Here is a 21578-nt window from a genome sequence, read left to right on the forward strand (position 1 = left end):
CTGTTTTTATTTTAAATTTTAGTTGTCTATTCCTAATTGTTCCAATACAAACTCAGAGTAATCATGTCTAGGGTCTGTGTAAATCATTAATGGTCCCGATGCTTTATCAAATAGCACCGCTAAGTTAAATCGTTTACATACTTTGTCAATAGCATCAAAGATTTTTGATTGCAAAGGCTGCATCAGTTCCTGTTGCTTTTGATAATATTGACCGTTTAGACCAAAGACCCTATTGTTAAAGGCCACAGCTTGTTTTTCTCTATCTTTAATGGCTGCCAATTTCTCTTGATACATTTCTTCCGTTAGAAGTACTTCTTCAGCTTTTAAACTGGAATACATTTCTTTAATTTCCTGCTCCAATTTTTGTGCCTCTTTTTTCCATTCCTCGCTCAAGGCAGCTAACTCATCTTGAATGAGCTTATAATCCGGGTGTTTATTGAGAAGAAACTCTGAATCAATATATCCGAATTTTTGTGCACTGAGCTGCGGAATAGCCACTAGGATCCAAAAGAAACCCGACAAAAATAATAATTTAAGTGATCTTTCCATCATTATCTGAATTGCTGACCAATAGTAAAGTGGAATTGGGCACCACTTCTCTGAATTGAGCCTGGAGGTGCGTCGAAACCATATCCCCAATCCAAACCAAGAAGTCCAAATGCAGGCATGAAAATCCTTGCACCAAATCCTGCAGATTTTTTCAGGTTATAGGGATTAAATTCTGCATATGATCCCCAGTTATTACCTGCTTCTGCAAATCCAAGCAAGAAGATAGTTGCTGAAGGGTTTGGAGACACCAGGAATCTCAATTCCATGACATGCTTGTTATATACAATACCTCCATAAGGAGCTCCTGTACCCCGGGTAAGCCTACCAGGAGTGATAACCTGGTTTTCATAACCTCTCAGACCAATGATTTCCTGTCCTAATGCAAAGTTATTAAAATTCATTCCATCACCACCCATGACAAATCTTTCCAAAGGAATTATTCCGATTTTATTACCATATGACCCTAGGAATCCCATATGGGTTCTTGCACTTATCACCCATTTGGAAGATCCAAATACAGGGGTATAAAAGGTGGCATCAAACATCCATTTGTGGTATTCCAACCATGCAAATTTCTCTTCATCCGGAGATTCCCTGTCAATATTTGGGTTCAAACTTGCATATGGAGGGGTAAAGGAAGTTGCAAGGGAAATATTGGATCCCAACCTTGGATATATAGGGTTGTCAATATTGTTCCTGGCAATTGTGGTATTAAAGGCCAAACTTCTAGATGTTCCGGTGGGATAACTCAACCCGAAATTGGTTCCAAATTGATTGAAATCGTAAATCTGAAAAGTAAGGTTATTACTTACCATAAAGTAATCATCAGGCCAGGTTACCCTTTTTGAAAGGCCTAAGGTGGCTCCAGTGATCTTGAAGGAACCTATTTCTCTTCCTGGATTGGTCTGACTGAAGAAATCTACCTGCCTTTGTACAGAATGGTTTACACTAAAGCTCAAAGCATTTGGCTTTTTGCCGCCAAACCATGGTTCTGTTAATGAGATACTGTAATTTTGGAAAGTTCTACCATTGGCCTGAACCCTAAGGGAGAGTCTTTGTCCATCTCCGACCGGCAAAGGTCTCCATTTCTCAAAATTCCCTATATTCCTTATGGAGAAATTATTAAAAACCAATCCCACTGTTCCTACAAACCCGAAAAATCCACCCCAGCCACCTGACAATTCAATCTGGTCATTCGGTCTTTCTTCAAGCTTGAAAGTAATGTCCACTGTCGCCGCTTCAAAATTAGGCTTCATATCAGGTTCAATTTTTTCCGGATCAAAATACCCCAATTGGGAAAGTTCCCTAATTGTCCTTACCAATAAACTCCTATTGAATTTTTGCCCGGGCAGAATCCTGATTTCTCTCATCACCACATGATCAGAAGTCCTCTCATTCCCCTCAATATTGACAGAATTGACGGTTACCTGAGGGCCTTCCAGAATCCTCATTTCAATATCAATTGAATCCCCTAACACCTTAATTTCAACAGGATCAATCTGGAAAAACAAATATCCATTATCCTGATATAAAGAGCTGACATCATCTCCTTTTTGAGGATCATAATTCAGCCTTTTTTCCAATTTTTCCCTATTGTATACTTCCCCCTTTTCTATTCCTAACCTGGCCACCAGCACATCATCATCATGAAGATAATTACCTACAAAGGTGATGTTTCTGTAATAATATTTCACCCCTTCCTCCAATGAAATATCAAGATTGATAGTGTTATCTGTATGTCTGTAAGTGGAATCTGCAAGAATTACTGCATCTCTGTATCCCTTAGAATTATAATATCCTATTACTTTTTCTTTATCATCTTTGAAATCCTTTGCAACAAATTTTGAGGCCGAGAAGAAATTCAACTTGAAGTTCTTGTTCATATACATCTTCACCTCCTCATCAGAGACAACATTTCTATAAACAATCGCCTCCTTAGCAGATTTTGGAGTAGTGTTGGTGATTCTTGAAACAAGTTCTCTAACAAAATGCATCCTGGGGTGCTCTTTTGTACCCTTAAGTTTGCCTTTTATTTTTTTGTCTGCTATTTCTTCATTCCCGTAAATGTTAATCTGATTGATCTTTACCTTGGATTTGGCATCAACATCAAACCTGATTTTTACACTGTTGGGCAAAGTAGTGTCCCTTTCCTGGATAACCTTAACTTCAGTATTTAAAAATCCCTTATCTACAAAATATTGTTTGATGGCCCTTTGGGAGGTACTCAACACATCATCTCTTACTACTCTGCCCCTGATTTTTACTTTGTCTTTCAGTTCACCTTCCTGAGTCTTATTGACTCCGGTAAATTCAACCCTACTGAACCTCGGCCTTTCTGTAAGCTCCAAAAGAAGGTAGATATCTTCCCCTTCAATTTTTGTCACCAGGATTTTGACATCTCCAATAATCCCTTGTCCCCAAAGCCTTTTCAAAGCATTGGAAATGGCATCTCCTGGAACGGAAATAACGTCATCTACCCTAAGTCCAGATAGTGAAATTACAGCCACTTCATCCAAAGTTGCTAAACCAACTGCCTTTATCTCAGCGATTCTGAATTTTTGAGGTTTAGAATAACTCAACTCCAAAATATCAACCGGCTTGGAAGGAGTATACCTGCTCTGACCCAAACGGATCTGAGCCTGGGATATACCTACCCAAAAGATCATTAAAAGTATAATCGTAATTCGCTTCATTCAACGTTTTGATTTAATCTGAGCTGTGGTTTTCCCAAACCTTCGCTCTCTACCTTGGTAATCAAGAATTGCCTCCAACAAATGCTCCCTTCTAAAATCCGGCCACAACAATTCCGTAAAATATAATTCCGTATAAGCCAGTTGCCATAACAGAAAATTACTAATCCTCAACTCCCCACTTGTCCTGATCAACAATTCAGGATCAGGTACTCCCTTTGTATTTAAATGGTCAGCAATTATTTGCTGATTGATTTCATCCAAATTTAACTGGCCATCTACTACTTTTTTGACAATTTCTTTCACCGCATTTTCTATCTCCCATCTTCCACTGTAACTCAAAGCGAGAAAAACAGTCAGTCCATCATTTTTTCCTGTAATTTCTCTGGCTTCCCGCAATTTTGCCTGGGCACTCTGAGGCAAACTTTGTATATCCCCAATTGATGATAATTGTATGTTATTTTTCATCATAGTGGGAACTTCATCGGTAATGGAATTGATGAGAATTTCCATCAAGGCATTGATCTCCTCCTGAGGTCTGGCCCAGTTTTCCGTGGAGAAAGCATAAAGTGTGAGATATTTCACCCCAATTTCTGCACAGATTTCAATGGATTCCCTCACTGCAGTCAGGGCATTTCTATGGCCAAAAATCCTCATAGCCCCCTTTTGCTGGGCCCAACGGCCATTCCCGTCCATGATTATTGCTATGTGTTTTGGGATGTTATTCCTGTCTAATAATTCTTTCATTCCGGAGTTAAAGAATCCAGTTCTTTTTTTGGAGGTACAAAAATGCTATTTCTTTTTCAATATTCTAACCTAATGATCAATTAATTATAGTTATAGCATTTGATTGTATTGAAAGAATAACTGATGGTCAGGCCAAAAAAATAATACCAATCCTTATCGCTGTAATTACCTTTATTGATTCCGGTAACCTGGTTAGGGTTATTGGGGTCTGGAAATCTGGGAATTGTTGCAGAAGTACCGTCTATTTTATCAAATAGATCTGAGAAAGTTGCTCTAAAACCGAGTTCAGCAGCAAGGGTCCATTTATTTGTCAACCTATATTTCACCCCGATCCCGAAAGGGATAACAGGTGTGTTTGTGGAATACTCCCCTTCTTCAGGATCATTTGCAAAACTCCTCCCTGAACCACTGTAAAACGCATATCCAAGCCCAAAGAAACCATAAGGAGAGTATCTAAATCGGGACTGTGGATGGGTATAATCAAGAAAATGATACTCCATGACCGCAGAAAATTCATAGATATCCCCTTTGAAATAGGCATCTCTGAAAATAGCTGCAGGATCTAATTGGGTAAGACTATCAGCTGCAGAAATTCTTCCAAATGAAAGACCTGCCCGTAGGGACCACACATTGTCAAAATTTCGTCTGCCAAATAACGTACCTTGAAAACCCACCCTACCCTGATCCAACCTCCTTACAATTTCACCTGAATAAGCTGCCGCCCCAATGCCACCACCAAAATCAGTAACCTGAGCAATGGAAGTGACCGGAAGAAAAGCACCTATGATACATAAAGTAAAAAGGATGTAAATCCGAAAGTTGACTTTTTTCAAGACGACGCAATTTATGAAGTACTAAACGATATAAAAACCTTGTTTGGTATCCACAGGGTTAATTTTTGTTAAGATTAACAAAGTTTAAAGTGATTTATAAATATACAATTCTATTCACTACGATTATCAGGAATTATCAATTTCTCATATCAAATCCCCAATTTAATTTTTGTCTTAGGGTATCAAAATAATTGTAGCCAAAGAATTTTACCAAGCGTGCTGAAAAATCTGCCTTCCTCAATTTCAGTTCAACTGTGGCATCGATCGGCATAGATCTGGAATCCAAAGAAATCAGGAATTTTTCAGACCTGCCCTCAATTTTAAAACTTATAACTGATTCATCAGGAACAATGATGGGTCGAACGTTTAAATTGTGGGGGCTTACGGGGGTGATCACAAAATTTCTCGCACCAGGGGTAATTAATGGCCCTCCACAACTTAATGAATATCCTGTGGATCCTGTTGGCGTCGCCACAATCAGACCATCTGCCCAATAGCTGTTAAGGTATTGGCCATTAATGTAGGTATGAACTATGATCATGGAAGAGGTATCCCTTTTGTGAATGGTAAATTCATTCAACCCAAAGTTCATCCCATTGAATAATGGCCGGGTAGATTCTATGGTTACCAATGACCTTGACTCAAGGGTATAGTCACCAATAAACAGATCATTGATGGCTGATTTGATATTTTCTTTGGCTACTGTAGCCAAAAAACCCATTCTCCCTGTATTAATCCCAACTATTGGTGTTTCATATCTCCCGATTTGGATAACAGTGTCCAAAAGAGTACCGTCCCCTCCTACAGAAATGGCAAAATCAATATCCTTCACATTAGTTTTGGAGTCAAATATTTCAAAAGGCTTTAAATGAACCGCCAATTTTTTAAGAGATTTGGCCAATGGTTCGGTAAAAAAAATCCTCCCCCCCTGGTTTTTCAATATCTCCACCAAAAGTTCTATATATGGAATAAATTCTTTTTGAAGATTAATTCCATGAATAAGGATGTTCATTTTTGATTATTTAAATATTCAAAAACCGCATGAGGTTATCAATTCTCTCCTGATCTTCGCTGATTGCCGTCTCTTCTTGGTAATGATCTATGATTTTGTATCCGAATCTTTCCAAGGTAGCTTTTATATGCCTCAGTTCTGATTTATCCAATTTAAGCGTGAGTTTAATTTTACTGTCATCCAAAGGGTCACTTGAAATAAAACTACTTAAAATCTTAGCGTTTTCGGATTCTATGATTCGGGCGATTTCGAATAAGCTATAATCTGTCATGAACATGGAAAGCACTAAAACTGCCCCATGGGACTGTATTGAAAGAGAGTCTGCAAAAGCTCCAATAGCATCTTCCATAGTAATCACCCCTAGATATTGATTTCCTCTATCTACCACTGCCACCATATTGATGTCAAATTCCGATGCAACTTTAATCACGTCATATATATGCTTGTCCAAATAAACAAAGCATGCGGGGGAAATTAAGTCAAATTTACTGATTTTGAGTTCAGGACTGTTTTTTGTGTATATCAGGTCGTCGGTGACAAAACCTTTAAAAATACCTTTGTCTACCACAGGCAATACATTAGTTCTTATTTCTTCCATCCAGGACAAAGCCATCTTTGCCTTATCATTTGGTTTCAAAGGAGGGATAAGATTATTGATGAATTCGTAGGCCTGCATGGACTAAAGATATTAAATTGAATTTGAATATAAAACTACACATTAAAGTATAAGGTTCAAACAAAATAAATCGAGACAATTTCTGCCGCATCCATAGCAGCTCCCAAGTATATGTCTTATTTTAGACCACCTAAAATTATCAAGTTGAAATGTATATAATTTTTGATACTGAAACTACGGGTCTTCCAAGGAATTATGATGCCCCAATGACTGATTTGGACAATTGGCCCCGCCTGGTCCAAATTGCATGGCAGCTCCATGATGCCAAAGGAAAGCTACTTTCGAACAATAATTTCATCGTCAAACCAGATGGATTTACCATTCCATACAATGCGGAAAAAGTACATGGCATATCTACAGATCGGGCCCTTCAAGAAGGTCATGTATTGGAAAAGGTACTTCAAATATTTCATGAAGATGTAGAGAAGGCAAAATATTTGGTTGGACATAATATCGGATTTGATATCAATGTGGTGGGTTCTGAATTTCTACGGAAACAAATCCCTATGAAACTTCAGAAAATGAAGGAATTGGATACCAAGGATCTTTCCACAGATTATTGCGCCATCCCAGGGGGAAAAGGAGGAAAATATAAATGGCCAACGCTCACTGAGCTGCATCATAAACTTTTTGGTAACGGATTCGAAGATGCCCATGATGCCGCCTATGATGTGGATGCCACCGCAAAATGTTTCTTTGGCCTTATTACCCAAAGGGTAGTAGCTACAGAAGAAGGTATTCAGTTTTCGGAGGTAGTTTATGAAGCGCCTAAATTAGAGGCTGCAAACTTTGCAGCTGCCAAAGACAGCACCAAAGTAGCTGCCAAAGAGATATTAAAAGCGGCAGGCACAGCAGATATCTCTGAAATGTTGGATATGCCATTTTCGCATCTCCACGTACATACCCAATATTCCGTATTGCAGGCAACTTCAGAGATCCCTTCTCTCATTGGTTTGGCAAAAGAAATGAACATGCCGGCGATTGCCATGACAGACCATGGCAATATGATGGGAGCTTTTCATTTTGTCAGGGAAGCGCTTTCAAAAGAAATCAAGCCAATTATTGGGTGTGAATTCAATTTAACCAAAGACCGTACTAACAAAAATCAGAAAGATGATGGTTATCAGACCGTCCTACTTGCAAAAAACAAGGCAGGATACCATAATCTTGCCAAGCTTGCTTCCTATGCCAATATTCAAGGGTATTATTACCTTCCGAGAATTGACAAAGAAATCCTGACCAAGTATAAAAACGATCTGATTGCAACTACTGGAGGGCTCTGGGGAGAAATCCCCTATTTGATTCTGAATGTGGGAGACACCCAGGCCGAAGAAGCATTCCTTTGGTGGAAAGAGCAATTTGGGGAAGATTTTTATGTGGAATTAAACCGGCATGGAATCCCTGAGGAGGAAAAAGTCAATGAAGTGCTTTTATCCCTTGCTAAAAAATATAATGTCAGGTATTTCGCTGGCAACAATACTTATTACAATCAAAAAGTGGATGCCAAAGCACATGATATTTTACTTTGCGTAAAAGATGGGGAGCTGGTGGAAAAACCAAAAAAATACGTGGGGAAAAGGGGAAGGGAATACCGTTTTGGATTTCCAAATGATGAATTTTATTTGAAAAGCCCGGAAGAGATGAAAAAACTCTTTGCTGATCTTCCGGAAGCCATCGCATGTACCCATGAAATTGTTGAAAAAATTGAAACCTATAAACTCCAAAGGGATGTGTTATTGCCGAAATTCGACATCCCTGAAGAATTTAAAAACCCAGAAGATGATATTGATGGAGGAAAAAGGGGAGAAAATGCCTATTTGAGACATTTGACCTATGAGGGTGCTAAAAAAAGGTACCCCTTCCTGACAGATGAAATCAGGGAAAGATTAGATTTTGAATTGGCGACCATAGAAAAGACGGGATATCCCGGTTATTTTCTTATTGTACAGGATTTTACAGCAGCAGCTAGGAAAATGGGGGTATCCGTTGGCCCGGGAAGGGGCTCAGCAGCAGGTTCAGCAGTTGCATTTTGTACAGGGATTACCAATGTAGATCCTATAGCTTATGACCTGCTTTTTGAGAGGTTCCTCAACCCAGACAGGGTATCCCTTCCGGATATTGATATAGATTTTGATGATGAAGGAAGGCAAAAAGTGATTGATTATGTGATCAAAAAATATGGATCCAACCAAGTGGCCCAAATCATCACCTACGGTACCATGGCGGCAAAGTCTGCAATCCGGGATACAGCAAGAGTATTGAATCTGCCTTTGGCGGAAGCTGATAAACTGGCAAAATTAGTTCCCGATATTAAATTGAAAGCTTTATTTGACCTGTCCAAAGACCGGGCTAAACTTTCCGAAAAGCTTAAAGGAAACGGAGAGGATCTATCTAAAGCGGAAGAATTGATCAGAATTTCAAAAGGTCAGGATGAGCTATCAAAAACCATCAACCAGGCAAAAATTCTTGAAGGTTCGGTAAGAAACACAGGAATTCATGCCTGTGGGGTCATTATCACCCCTGATGATATCACCAATTTTGTCCCAGTTGCCTTAGCCAAGGATTCCGATATGGTATGTACCCAGTTTGACAACTCGGTAGTGGAAAGTGCGGGTCTTTTGAAAATGGACTTTTTAGGACTGAAAACCCTCACTTTGATCAAAGATGCAGTAAAAATCGTCAAGGAAAGGCACGGCATCAGTCTTGATCCCGATAATTTCCCGATAGATGATGTAAAAACCTATGAATTGTTTCAAAGGGGAGAGACTGTCGGCATATTTCAATATGAATCTCCCGGTATGCAAAAATATATGCGGGAATTAAAGCCCACCGTCTTCGCAGATTTGATAGCGATGAACGCGCTTTATAGACCGGGTCCTTTGGAATATATCCCTTCCTTTATCAAAAGAAAACATGGCATGGAACCCATTACCTATGATCTGGATGATATGCAGGAATTCCTGGAAGAAACCTATGGGATTACCGTATACCAGGAACAGGTAATGCTTCTTTCACAAAAATTGGCAGGCTTTACAAAAGGTGAAGCCGATGTGCTCAGAAAAGCCATGGGGAAAAAGCAAAAGGATGTGCTTGACAAAATGAAACCGAAATTTGTAGAGCAAGCCTCAGCTAAAGGCCATGATGCCAAAAAGCTGGAAAAAATCTGGAAAGACTGGGAAGCCTTTGCTTCATACGCCTTTAACAAATCCCATTCTACCTGTTATGCATGGGTGGCCTATCAGACAGCCTATCTGAAAGCCCATTACCCGGCGGAATATATGGCATCCGTATTGAGTAACAACATGAATGACATCTCCCAGGTAACCTTTTTTATGGAGGAGTGTAAGCGAATGGGGATTTCTGTATTGGGGCCGGATGTCAATGAATCAAAAAGTGGATTTACTGTAAATAAGGAAGGACAGATCCGATTTGGTATGGCAGCCATCAAAGGAGTTGGAGGTGCTGCTGTGGACGCTATTGTGGAAGAAAGAGAAAAAGGAGGTAAATACAACAATATCTTTGAGTTTTGTAAACGCGTCAATTCCCGTGCTCTGAATAAGAAATCCTTGGAATCTTTGGCCATGGCGGGAAGTTTTGATTGCTTCCCCCAACACCACAGAAGACAGTATTTGGAAGTTCCTGATGGAGATGCAACCCTTTTGGAAAAAGCTGTAAAATATGCGCAAAAAGTACAACAGGAGGCGGATAGTTCACAGGTAAGCCTTTTTGGTGGGGGAACAGGGATAGAAGTCCCCTTGCCCTCTGTTCCCCCAATGGAACCTTTCAGTCAATTGCAGCAGCTTAATATAGAAAAAGAAGTCGTCGGTCTTTATATTTCCGGGCATCCATTAGACCAATTTAGGGTAGAGATTGAATCTTTTACCAATACAACAATGCCTGAATTCCCGGATATTGATTCTCTGAGAAAAAAAGGTGAAATCAAAGCAGCGGGAATGGTAACTTCATTTGCCCATAGAACTACTAAAACAGGTAAGCCATTTGGAACCTTAACCATGGAGGATTATCATGGTGGCCATACATTTTTCATATTTGGAGAAGATTACATTAAGTATAAGGAATACTTTATGACAGGTTGGTTCCTCTATATTGCCGGGTCTGTACATCCAAATAAATGGAAGGAAAATGAATTTGAATTTAAAATCAACAGCATCATGCTTCTAAGTGAAGTCAGGGGGAAAATGATCAAAGGGTTGAGAGTCAATATTGATCTGGATGATCTGAATTATGATTTGATGGAAAAACTGGAATCCATCACTCAAAAATATAAAGGTGAAGCCAAGTTATACATCAATATCATCGACAGTAAAGAAAACATTACTTTGGACCTGATGTCAAAAAATTACAAAGTGGATCCATCCAACGAAATGATCAAAGATTTAGGCCTGATTCCAGAAATTGTATACCAGATTATTTAATAAAATTCCCATGAGCTATATTTAATACGGGATGAATAATGCTGTTTTGAAAATCGAACAACCAAAAAATCCTATCGGAAAGTAATTAAATTGGCATTATTAAAAACAAATTTCCCCGAAATAAATTAAAACCAAGTGGAACTAATTAAACACAAATTTACTTTACTATTATATTTGAAAATCAAGCATTAACAAAAATTCTTATAAGATGGCAAAAGCAATTGAAATTACAGACGCAAACTTTGAAGAAATATTAAAATCCGATAAGCCTGTTTTGGTGGATTTTTGGGCAGAATGGTGCGGACCCTGTAAAATGATAGGTCCAATTGTGGAAGAATTGGCAGGTGATTATGAAGGTAAGGCAGTTATCGGTAAAGTGGATGTTGATTCCAATCCAGCTGTTGCATCAGCATTAGGTATCAGAAGTATACCAACTTTGATGTTCTTCAAAGGAGGTCAGATTGTTGACAAACAAGTAGGTGCTGTTCCAAAATCTATTTTAGCCCAAAAATTGAACGCAGTGCTATAATATTTAATAACAAATAAATTTAAATAGCCACAAAGAGTCGTCTTTGTGGCTATTTTTATTTGTTAGATCAGGAAAGACTGGAAACCTGGCTAATTGGACAGTTTAAAGAGAATTCGGATATAAGAGTCAAGGAGCTTACTTAAAGCACCTTAACCTTGACACTTTTATAATATATTACACTTTCAGGGTCGTGGGCCTGCAATGCAAAAGTACCTCTATCAATCTTTTTCTCTCCGGCATTTTCAGGCCGCTTTTCATCTTGAGACTCCACGTATTCCATGACGGTTTTACCGTTTATCTTTACCGTAACATGATCTCCCTTAACAATTATGTGAGTTGTATACCAATCCCCATCCTTTACATAAACGTCCCTTACATCATTAAAAGAGTAAAGACTTCCTGACTTTCTCCAATCGGTATGGGTTTGATTTACCTGCACTTCATATCCTTTTTCGGGCCACCCTGTCTCCTGATATTTTGTGTGGAAAAAAATACCGGAATTGGCTTTTGGCATAGTTTTCAGCTCCACCAAAAGTTCAAAATCTTTGAAATCTGCCCCATTGACTTCACCTACGTAAAATGCATGAGCTCTAGGCCCATCAATTTTTATTATCCCGTCCTCCACAGAAAAAGAGGAAGCGTTTTCGGAGATTTTCCAACCATCCAGGTTCTTACCATTAAACAAAGGCGTCCATCCATCTCCCTGGGAAAAGGCTGAAAACGAAACATTAATCAGAATTATAAATGCAAGTAAATTTTTCATAGTATTTTGGTTATTGAAGGTTTAAGGAAAATCAGAATTCGTGTGTTTTAATATTTGGGAATTGAAACTTGAAGTTTGGTTTTTGGAGTTTCATAGATTTTTTCATTCATGTTTTGGCAGATGAGAAACCCCTCCTGACACAATAAACTTCATCACATCTGTACTTCTCACATGTTTAATTATTCGAACATTTTCTCTTGGCACCAAAAAAAGGTTACCCGAGAAGTTATAACTGTGCGGAAAATAGATTGCTACCAAGCTTTCTTCTTCCAATATAGTCAGATCATCCTGTGTAATGAAGCCCAATCTTGACATATTGTCTGATAACTTGACAATTACTGGGGTATTGAATTTTTTCTTATCCCCCACAAAGGCTGACATCAAATCCTTAATACTGGTATACAAGATGTTGATCAGTGGGATTTTAAACACCCATCTTTCAAAAATTTCAAAGAGGGGCCTGGTGATAAAAATACTGGCCAAAAATCCTACGAAAGTAATAAAGGCCAACATGATCAAAATCCCCAATCCAGGAATTGGTATAGGTAGAATTCCATCAAGAAATTGTATAATAAGGGTTATCACATAAATAGTCAGTGCTATTGGAACTACAAAAAGGAGGCCCCTAAAGAAATATGTAAGAATTCTTCTATATGTAAATGCCATTACAAAACATCAAATTATAACTACTAAATGTACAAAAGGATTGGCAATATTGGAAAGCAAATTTCTTGTTTAGGGAAAGACATCATCAAATAAAAAGTGGCGAACATAGAAACTGACCGCCACTTTTTTTATCCGCAAAAAGATCAACCAAACACTAAAAAATCAAATACTCTTCTCAAAAAACTGCTTTAAATTTCGATAAATATACCAACTCAATCTTATTTAAAAAATACCCTATACAGGGTATTTTTTAATAAGAATCAATAATATCCTGGGAAATAAGTCTGTATATTTCAGCAACTTGTTCATTATAATTTAAAAACTGATAATGCAGGTCAAGGGTATGCAGGTCAGTCCGGATTGCAGGTCCTGTTTGGGCTTTTCGTGCACCTAATTCCAAACTTTTACTGAGGGTTTCAATGATCAAAGGTTTCATCATTTCAAAATCCAGTCCTTGCCTCGCCATGATTTCTTCAGAAATTCTTAGCATATGATTTGAAAAATTGCTGGCAAATACAGCTGCTACATGCAAGGCAAGCCTATCTTTTGATTTTAACATAAATTGGAGTGGAGAAAGGCTTTTTGCCAGTTTTTTAAGCTTTTGTAAGGTCGTCTCATCCTCGGACTCCAACAAAAATGGAACTTCAGCAAAATCAATTGACCTATCTTTACTGAATGTCTGCAATGGGTATAAAATCCCGGTATAGGAAGCAGAACTATACCCCAATATTTCTAAAGGAACCGACCCTGAAGTATGTACCAAAATGCTTTCTTCCGGCAAAATAACTTGATCTGCTAAATCTGAAATGGCATCATCACTTACCGCAAGGATAAAAATTTCAGCTTCAGATTCAGAAAAATCCAAATCTTCTTTCGATTCTGCGGTGTAGAGTCTTTTGGTAATGGAGGCTATTTTCTCACTATTCCTGCCAAAAACCTCTGTAATGGTATGACCTGCATCCTCTAAAGCCGGTGCTAAATGCCAAGCTACATTTCCAGTGCCCAGAATTGCGATTTTATATTTCATAAATGAAATATAATCCTTTTAAAGTGGAATCTAAAAACTAAGGCTTTGCCGTTTAGAATTTTGAATTAAAGGATGGGAAAGTTAATATCCCTATTCCAAACCTTTATCTCTCATTTTAGAGAACTCGTCATACCTTCTGTAAATGGCAACACAAAAACCGATCAACATGATAATGGTTCCTGCCCAAAGAATATTAATTTGAGGTTTTACAATAGCCTTAAGGACCACGTAATCTTTTTGATAACGGTTGACTTTAAATGAGAATTGATTTTTTTCCGGGATAATATTATCAAGTTCCACTTTTACTCCAAGTTCATTGTCAATCGCTGGAATTCTGCCTACTTGGCTTCCCCTGATTATAAAAACAGGCTCTAAACTCTTTTCCACATCGAAGTCCATGATCCTCAATTTTGCTTTTACAGCTACATCACCTTCCTTTAAATCAATCCCGTCGATTTGAGTCAATACTTCTCCTCCCTCAAATTCGGTTACGAAATCTGAAATAAAAAATGTTTCCCCAGGAGCAACTTCATAAAATTCATCTTCCCTCCATTCAGGATCATCATAATCATTGATAGCCGATACGAAAGTGTATAAGTCCCGATTCAGGAATCTTCTTGAATCAGGTGAAGAAATCAATCCCATAGAACTGTTAAATTGCGACATTGGATTTAGGGTAAATTGGTATTGATCTCCTTTAAAATAATCAATTTTGAAATAATCATTTTCCTCTAAAATCAAGGTAACAAGATCTCCTTTTTTGTGATACAATTTTCCATTTACCACTATATCGTCCAATGCTATTGACTCATTGACATTATCCGTTGATTTTAAAAGATTGACATTGACCAGACCCGGAATACCTTTAACCTTTTTTTGTCTTCCCCTGTAAATCGCTGTGTAATCTTTAATCTGGGTTGGCTTATTGATCCACAATAAAACATGCTCTTTATTCAATTCATCCTCCCAGCTATTGCTATAAGTAAGGCCGGATAAATTGTATGATATCACTTCGGAATAACCAGAGGAAAACATCACCCCAATCAAAATCATCCCTAAACCGATATGGGCCAAGGAGCCTCCTGCCAGCTTAAAGGTTGATTTTTTGATCAGCCTGAACAAAATAGTAGCATTGGCAACGATGGTAAAAGTGCTCGCTAAGACCACCACGATATAGGTAATGTCATAAACCTTACCTAAAACAATGATGAAGGCGGAAAGTAAGACAGAGACTATATAGGGAATAACTAAAGCCTCTCTTAAAGCTTTTCCATCCATTTTGTTCCACCAAAAGAACTGACCCACAGCAGTTAGTAAAGCCACCGCCACGGCAAACCACAATTGAAATTTTGTATAAAACCCTACCTGATCAGCAGGAGGAGCCATATTGGATATTCCTCCGAACATCTCAACAATCGCATTCCAAACAGGAATTGAGGTAGGCAAAATCACTTGGAAAGCCATCAATGCCAGCGTGGTCGCTCCGATGAAAATCCAAAACTCCCGAGAATAAACAGATGCTTCTTTTTCCGAGCTTGGAATATTTTTCCAATTCTTTGCCAGAAGGAAAATGGCCACAATAAGGAAAAAAAGCATGTAAATCAGCAATTGTCCGGAAAGACCCAAATCTGTAAAAGAATGGACTGAGGAATCACCCAAGACCCCACTCCTTACCAAGAAAGTAGCGTAAAGAACCAAAATAAAGGAGGCAACAATCAAAATCATGGAAGATTTCAATGCAGTACTGCTCTTTTTGAAGGTAATCATGGTGTGGATACCTGCCACCATTATCAACCACGGCACATAAACAGCATTTTCTACAGGGTCCCAATTCCAATACCCACCAAAGTTAAGGGTGACATAAGCCCAATAGGCGCCCATGATGATTCCCATTCCCAATACCATCGCTGAGAACTGTGCCCATGGCAATGCCGGACGAACCCATTCTGAATATTTTTTTGCAGCCAATCCACCTATTAAAAAAGCAAAGGGTACTAAAGTGGTAGCGTATCCCAAAAATAATGTTGGCGGATGTATGACCATCCATATATTTTGCAATAAAGGATTCAATCCTGTACCATCTTCAGGGACAAAATCAGGGTTGATCTGGAATATGGGTGCACTCAGTGCATCTCTCAATAAAACGAAAGGCGAACTTCCGATTTTTAAATCCCCGATTACCACTCCTAAGATCATGGAAACCAAAAATGCCTGTACCAGTGCAAATACCAACATCACAGGCCCCTCCCAGAATTTATTCGTATGGATTAGAATCAAACCCAATACCACATTCCAAAAAATCCAAAGTATAAATGCTCCTTCCTGACCTTCCCAAAAACTGGAAATCATATAATGTACCGGCAAGGCTTTGGAAGAGTGGGAATAAGCATAAAAATATTCAAACCTATGACTGTAAATTATTTCAAAAAGTGCCACAGCAATAGTAATGCTTGCCACAGAATGGACATAAAAAGAAATCCTGCTGAAGAGCCTCCAACTGGATTTTTCCAACTCTGAGGCAACGATATATTGGTAGTAGGCGTATGCAGTTACCAATGCACTTACAAAAGCAAGAATTACTGCAAAATGGCCTAAATTACCTATAAAGGTATTGATCATGATTTTTATTTAATCAAAGGGAAACTAAGACTACATACCAGCTGTACTGACTTGATTTTCCTGGTATTTGGATGGGCATTTCATAAGGATTTTGTCAGCGACAAAAAGGTCTTCACTTTTATAAGATCCGATAACTACAACTTGTTCAGCCCTGGCAAAGTCAGGTGGAACAGGTTCATTATAGAATACTTTTTGTTCAGTGCCGTTATTATCCACCATCATAAAATAAAAGGAAGTTTTATCAGGATTTACTTCGATTCCTTCCACTACCCCTAAACCACTTTTTTTTAGCCCTCCTACCACATGAATGGATTTATCATTGCCTTTCATCTTCATGGCTTTGGCAGTTTCAAAACTCTCGTAAGTACTTGCATCGCCGATCATTGATACAATGATCAAAATTGCAATTGCAATGATACCAAGGCCTATTATATGTCCCTTTTTCATATTTTTATTTTTTTAAGCATTATACTGTGATAATGTCAGTAATTTCAAATATTACCTGTCCTGAAGAAGTTTCTCCAGCTTTGCAACTTTCCGGTCTGTACTGATTACATAAACCAATATTCCGGCAAAAATGATCCCAATTATTCCCACCAAGACGTAGATTTTTCCTTCAGACCGCATCAGATCTGCCATTTCTACACGGGAGTTATTATAATCATCCTCTGTAATTTCTATTTTTTCCTGAGCGATGGCTTGAAGGCTAAAAGCCAGGAACAATATTAATAACCACTTTTTCATCTAATTTTATTTACACCCATAGGTAATGTCAGGTACACTACGAATTAGGATACCTGATTGATCAATCTATCTTCAATTTTTCTTTCAACCCTCCTAAGCCTTACACGGACGGAACTTATCCAGGTTCCCATTAGGGTCCAGCCAATGATGGCCGGATAAAATACCAATCTCAGTTTACTATCCAAATCATACGCATTGAACCCGGGATTTCCTCCGTTACCGGGATGAAGGCTGTCTGTCAATCGTGGTAAGACAAATATCAAGGGAATAAAGGCTGCAAAGGCAAATATATTATAAATGGCCCCAATTCTAGCCCTTTGATGCACATCGGAAAGGGAATTTCTAAGTATAAGGTAGGCAAAATACATAAGTAGGCCAATTGCTGAGGCATTCTGCTTGGGATCTCCTGACCAATAATCCCCCCAGGTAAATTTTGCCCACAGCATCCCTGTGGTGATTCCAAGGATTCCAAATAAAATAGCTGCATTGGTGAACTCTATGGCTACATCATCATATTTCAGATCATTGTACCGCAAGAACTTGATACTGTAGACCACCGCTACCATAAGCATAAGAATCATTCCAAACCACATGGTAACATGGAAATACAAAGCCCGGATGGTTTCATTCAAAATAGGCAATCTTGGGACATCAAATAAGAGTCCCGCTGTAAGGGTGTAGGCCAATAGTAGAACTGCCAAAATTTTCCACCAACTTTTTCTCATTTGAAGATTTTTGCTAATTCAAGCACAAAAATAAGTCATAAGTTCCTGATTCCTGTGCTTTTTATAACATAAGTTGATGAATGCTTATTCGAAAGTTACAAATCGCGGTTTTGAAGCAATGGAGGGCTTTGAAATTTGGGTTTTGAAGCTGGATTTCAATAATTGGTAATTAGTAATTGATAATTGGTAATTGATAATTGGCAAACATCAACTTCTCCACAAATAAGGAAACAAAATAAAAGCAGTTACAGCCACAATAGCATTGATAGAAAAGAGTGTAATTAACTTATCAGCACTTACAGTCCAATCCAGTCCATCTATGGCATTTTTAGAAACCCTAATTGCCATAAGAAGTATAGGAATAATTACTGGGAAGCTCAATATAGCCATCAAGGTAGCGTTATTACTTGCCTTTGAAGCAATGCCTGATACCATGGTCAGACAAGCTGAAAAGCCAAGTGCTCCCAATGTTAAATTCAGGAGGAATAGGCCTTGATCTTCAACAGGATTACCAAGGATAATAGAAAATACAAGGTATCCTATAAGAGCCAAAATCAATGTGAGCAAAGCATTGTAAACAATTTTGGAAATGATGATTGCCTCAGGAGATGCAATCATATAATAATACAATTGACGTCCTTGATGTTCTTGTATAAAGCTTTTGGCCACTGCATTCACTGCCGAAAAAAGAATAATTATCCAGTAAAGAGCATTCCAGGTCTGCGCAGAAATATTCCCCTGCCTGGCACCTACACTCAGATAAGTGATGAATACTGCAGACACTACATAAAGTAATATTCCATTCAGTGCATATTTCTGACGCCATTCAAGTGTCAATTCTTTTAAAACCAATGTCTGGATTTGTTTTAGCATAAGGCAAATATAAACTGAAATGGATATTTATAGATAATTATTGATAAAGGCTGATATTTTATCAAGACCTTAATTCACTCATACTTCAAGGGTTAAATTTAAATTGACATAATATGTTTTTGAATTAAATATCCGAAAATATCGCAAAGCATAAACCCATTAATATCTGAGAATTTCTAAAGTATTGAATCTAAAGAATGGATTCCATAGAAAATATCGAACAAATATTATTTAACAAATCTGCCAAAATGACATTTTTTAAGCTTTGGAACAGCACTTGTTATTGGCTTGATATCAATATTGTTATTAACCAAAACCAAATATAGCTATGCAGGAAAAAGGTACCATCTCGATACATACCGAGAATATCTTCCCCATCATTAAGAAATTTTTGTATTCTGACCATGAAATTTTTCTCCGTGAATTGGTGTCCAATGCGGTGGATGCAACCCAAAAAATAAAAAGGCTTGCGCAATTAGGTCAGTATAATGGAGAATTAGGTGACGTTACAGTGGAAGTGTCTTTCGACAAAGACAAAAAGACCATCACCATTTCTGACAAAGGTTTGGGTATGACTTCCGAGGAAGTTAAAAAGTACATCAACCAGATTGCCTTCTCAGGAGCAACTGAATTCATGGAGAAGTTCAAAGACTCCAAAGACGCCAATGAAATCATCGGTAAGTTTGGTTTGGGCTTCTATTCTGCTTTCATGGTAGCCAACAAGGTAGAAATCAATACCCTTTCCTATCAAGAGGGTGCTTTGCCGGCCCGATGGACTTGTGATGGCAGCACAGAGTTCGAAATCAGTGTCGGAGACAGAAAAAACCGTGGCACAGATGTCATTTTATACATCAATGAAGATTCTGAGGAATTCCTTGATAAATGGAAGCTTCAGGGCATCCTCGACAAATACTGCAAATTCCTTCCTGTTCCGATCAAGTTTGGCACTAAGACAGAAAGCGTGGAAGATGGAGTGGATGATAAAGGAGATAAAAAATGGAAATCAGTGGAGGTGGACAATATCATCAATACGACCTCTCCTATTTGGACAAAATCTCCCAATGAACTCAAAGACGAGGACTACCTGGCTTTCTACAAGGAACTTTACCCCATGAGCGAAGATCCCCTTTTCTGGGTTCACCTCAATGTAGATTATCCATTCAATCTGACAGGAGTATTATATTTCCCAAAGGTGAAAATGGATTTCGAGTTTCAAAAAAACAAAATAAAGCTTTTCAGTCGTCAGGTATTTATTACGGATGAAGTCAAAGACATCGTTCCGGAATTCCTTATGCTGTTGCACGGAGTTATAGACTCTCCTGATATTCCATTGAATGTTTCAAGAAGTTTCCTTCAGGCTGATAGCAGTGTTAAAAAAATCAACAATTACATTACTAAGAAAGTAGCGGACAAACTTTCTGAACTCTTCAAAAAAGATCGAAAAGTCTATGAAGAGAAGTGGAACGATATAGGCCTATTTGTTAAATATGGGATGATCAGTGAGGAAAAATTTGCTGAAAAGGGCAAGGATTTTACTTTACTGAAAAATACCAAAGGCGAATTCTATACTTTATCCGAATACAAAGAAAAAGTAAAGGCAGTCCAAACGGACAAAAATGGACAGACCATATACCTTTATGCAACCGACATAAACAAGCAAGATTCCTTTATCCAATCTTCCAATAAGAAAGATTATGATGTCCTGGTGATGGACTCTCCTATAGACAGTCATTTTATCCAGCATTTGGAGATGAAAGAGGAAAAGACTTCCCTGAAACGTGTTGATGCAGATGTGGTGGACAAAATCATTCAAAAAGAAGACAGCTATGGCAACTTGTTGACTGAAGAACAGTCAAAACAAGTCAAAGAGATTTTCGAAAAAGCCATTGACAACAAAAACTTCACTGTAGAAGTTGAAGGATTAAGTCCTGAGGAAATGCCGGTTACCGTGACCATGGAGGAGTTTATGCGCAGAATGAAAGACATGGCCCAGATGGGTGGTGGTATGAGTTTCTATGGTGCCATGCCGGATCAATATAAGGTAGCCATCAACGGCAACCACCCAGCCATAGATAAAATCCTAAAAACCGAAAACGAAGAAGATCAGGCAAAATTAGCCAAACAGTCTATAGACCTTGCTTTATTGGCCCAGGGAATGCTGACTGGCAAAGATCTGACCGCTTTTGTAAAGCGCTCCATTGAGCTGATTTAAAAAGTAATTAAAGATCAATTAACACATTCAATTATAAAACGGGCCTGAGCAATCAGCCCGTTTTTGTTTTTATTAAACAACCTTTCCAATTCCAAAAACTTATTATAAAATCTAAACTCTTCATTCTAAACCCACCTCCTACTTCCCCAAAAGCTTCCTCACCCCTTCCATAAATTCTTTAAAGCCTTCCTTGAAATGTTCAATGGAAGCAGATAAATTAGGCTCCATCTCTTCTTTTTTCTCTTCATAAAGTTTCTGGACTTTCTCTTTCCCTTTTTGGAATTCTTCTTCTAAAGTCGTCCTTTTCTCCTTGAGATCTTTGATCTTTTTTTCAATATCATCCTTTGCCTCTCCCCCTGCTTCCTTACCTTTTTCAATTAATTCTTCTATTTTAGTACCGATGTCCTGAAGCAAGGCTTCAACTTCTTCAAATCCGGTTTTTTTATTTTCCATAATGTGAGATATTTATTTAAAAGG

General features: G+C 38.2%; 18 protein-coding genes. 3 read left to right on the forward strand and 15 right to left on the reverse strand.

Annotation, left to right across the window (positions count from 1 at the left end):
• Positions 1-18: 18 nt before the first annotated feature.
• The 6 genes from ACFSKV_RS07880 to ACFSKV_RS07905 form a co-directional block, all read right to left on the reverse strand.
• Positions 19-552, reverse strand: coding sequence for an OmpH/Skp family outer membrane protein (locus ACFSKV_RS07880; protein WP_380801411.1), 534 nt, complete (start codon positions 550-552; stop codon positions 19-21).
• Positions 552-3242, reverse strand: coding sequence for a BamA/OMP85 family outer membrane protein (locus ACFSKV_RS07885; protein WP_380801412.1), 2691 nt, complete (start codon positions 3240-3242; stop codon positions 552-554). The genes ACFSKV_RS07880 and ACFSKV_RS07885 overlap by 1 nt, the downstream gene beginning before the upstream one ends.
• The gene (locus ACFSKV_RS07890) at positions 3243-3986 is read right to left on the reverse strand and encodes an isoprenyl transferase (RefSeq protein WP_380801413.1); all 744 of its coding nucleotides are present in this window, start codon (positions 3984-3986) and stop codon (positions 3243-3245) included. It abuts the gene before it with no gap.
• A gap of 80 nt (positions 3987-4066) precedes the next feature.
• On the reverse strand, positions 4067-4819 hold the full coding sequence (gene porG / locus ACFSKV_RS07895; protein ID WP_380801414.1) for a type IX secretion system protein PorG: 753 nt from the start codon (positions 4817-4819) through the stop codon (positions 4067-4069).
• Between the two features lie 136 nt (positions 4820-4955).
• A complete protein-coding gene (locus tag ACFSKV_RS07900; RefSeq protein ID WP_380801415.1) occupies positions 4956-5831 on the reverse strand; it encodes an NAD kinase in 876 nt (291 codons plus the stop codon).
• A 10-nt stretch (positions 5832-5841) separates the two neighbouring features.
• Positions 5842-6507, reverse strand: a complete 666-nt coding sequence (locus ACFSKV_RS07905) for a CBS domain-containing protein (protein WP_380801416.1) — start codon at positions 6505-6507, stop codon at positions 5842-5844.
• Between the two features lie 149 nt (positions 6508-6656).
• Here ACFSKV_RS07905 and dnaE point away from each other — a divergent pair, with 149 nt between their 5' ends.
• On the forward strand, positions 6657-10943 hold the full coding sequence (gene dnaE / locus ACFSKV_RS07910) for a DNA polymerase III subunit alpha (protein WP_380801417.1): 4287 nt from the start codon (positions 6657-6659) through the stop codon (positions 10941-10943).
• A 208-nt stretch (positions 10944-11151) separates the two neighbouring features.
• On the forward strand, positions 11152-11472 hold the full coding sequence (gene trxA / locus ACFSKV_RS07915; RefSeq protein ID WP_380801418.1) for a thioredoxin: 321 nt from the start codon (positions 11152-11154) through the stop codon (positions 11470-11472).
• Between the two features lie 139 nt (positions 11473-11611).
• Here the strand turns inward: trxA and ACFSKV_RS07920 are convergent, their stop codons facing one another.
• The 8 genes from ACFSKV_RS07920 to ACFSKV_RS07955 all read right to left on the reverse strand — a co-directional run bounded on the left by ACFSKV_RS07920 (position 11612) and on the right by ACFSKV_RS07955 (position 18889).
• Positions 11612-12235, reverse strand: a complete 624-nt coding sequence (locus ACFSKV_RS07920; RefSeq protein WP_380801419.1) for a 3-keto-disaccharide hydrolase — start codon at positions 12233-12235, stop codon at positions 11612-11614.
• Between the two features lie 102 nt (positions 12236-12337).
• Entirely contained in the window at positions 12338-12901 is a 564-nt protein-coding gene (locus tag ACFSKV_RS07925) for a DUF502 domain-containing protein (protein ID WP_380801420.1), read from the reverse strand.
• A gap of 250 nt (positions 12902-13151) precedes the next feature.
• Positions 13152-13928, reverse strand: a complete 777-nt coding sequence (locus tag ACFSKV_RS07930; RefSeq protein ID WP_380801421.1) for a Rossmann-like and DUF2520 domain-containing protein — start codon at positions 13926-13928, stop codon at positions 13152-13154.
• 90 nt (positions 13929-14018) lie between these two features.
• On the reverse strand, positions 14019-16547 hold the full coding sequence (gene ccsA, locus ACFSKV_RS07935) for a cytochrome c biogenesis protein CcsA (RefSeq protein ID WP_380801422.1): 2529 nt from the start codon (positions 16545-16547) through the stop codon (positions 14019-14021).
• 30 nt (positions 16548-16577) lie between these two features.
• Complete coding sequence (locus ACFSKV_RS07940; protein ID WP_380801423.1) at positions 16578-16994, reverse strand: cytochrome c maturation protein CcmE domain-containing protein; 417 nt, start codon at positions 16992-16994, stop codon at positions 16578-16580.
• A 51-nt stretch (positions 16995-17045) separates the two neighbouring features.
• Positions 17046-17291, reverse strand: coding sequence for a CcmD family protein (locus tag ACFSKV_RS07945; protein WP_380801424.1), 246 nt, complete (start codon positions 17289-17291; stop codon positions 17046-17048).
• Between the two features lie 44 nt (positions 17292-17335).
• On the reverse strand, positions 17336-18016 hold the full coding sequence (gene ccsA / locus ACFSKV_RS07950) for a cytochrome c biogenesis protein CcsA (protein WP_380801425.1): 681 nt from the start codon (positions 18014-18016) through the stop codon (positions 17336-17338).
• A gap of 207 nt (positions 18017-18223) precedes the next feature.
• The gene (locus ACFSKV_RS07955; protein ID WP_380801426.1) at positions 18224-18889 is read right to left on the reverse strand and encodes a heme exporter protein CcmB; all 666 of its coding nucleotides are present in this window, start codon (positions 18887-18889) and stop codon (positions 18224-18226) included.
• Positions 18890-19217: 328 nt separating this feature from the next.
• Between ACFSKV_RS07955 and htpG the strand changes: the two genes are divergently transcribed.
• On the forward strand, positions 19218-21101 hold the full coding sequence (gene htpG, locus ACFSKV_RS07960; protein ID WP_380801427.1) for a molecular chaperone HtpG: 1884 nt from the start codon (positions 19218-19220) through the stop codon (positions 21099-21101).
• A gap of 138 nt (positions 21102-21239) precedes the next feature.
• Here the strand turns inward: htpG and ACFSKV_RS07965 are convergent, their stop codons facing one another.
• Positions 21240-21554, reverse strand: coding sequence for a hypothetical protein (locus tag ACFSKV_RS07965; RefSeq protein WP_380801428.1), 315 nt, complete (start codon positions 21552-21554; stop codon positions 21240-21242).
• Positions 21555-21578: the final 24 nt, after the last annotated feature.

Source organism: Shivajiella indica (genome assembly GCF_042683085.1).
Lineage (GTDB): Bacteria > Bacteroidota > Bacteroidia > Cytophagales > Cyclobacteriaceae > Shivajiella > Shivajiella indica.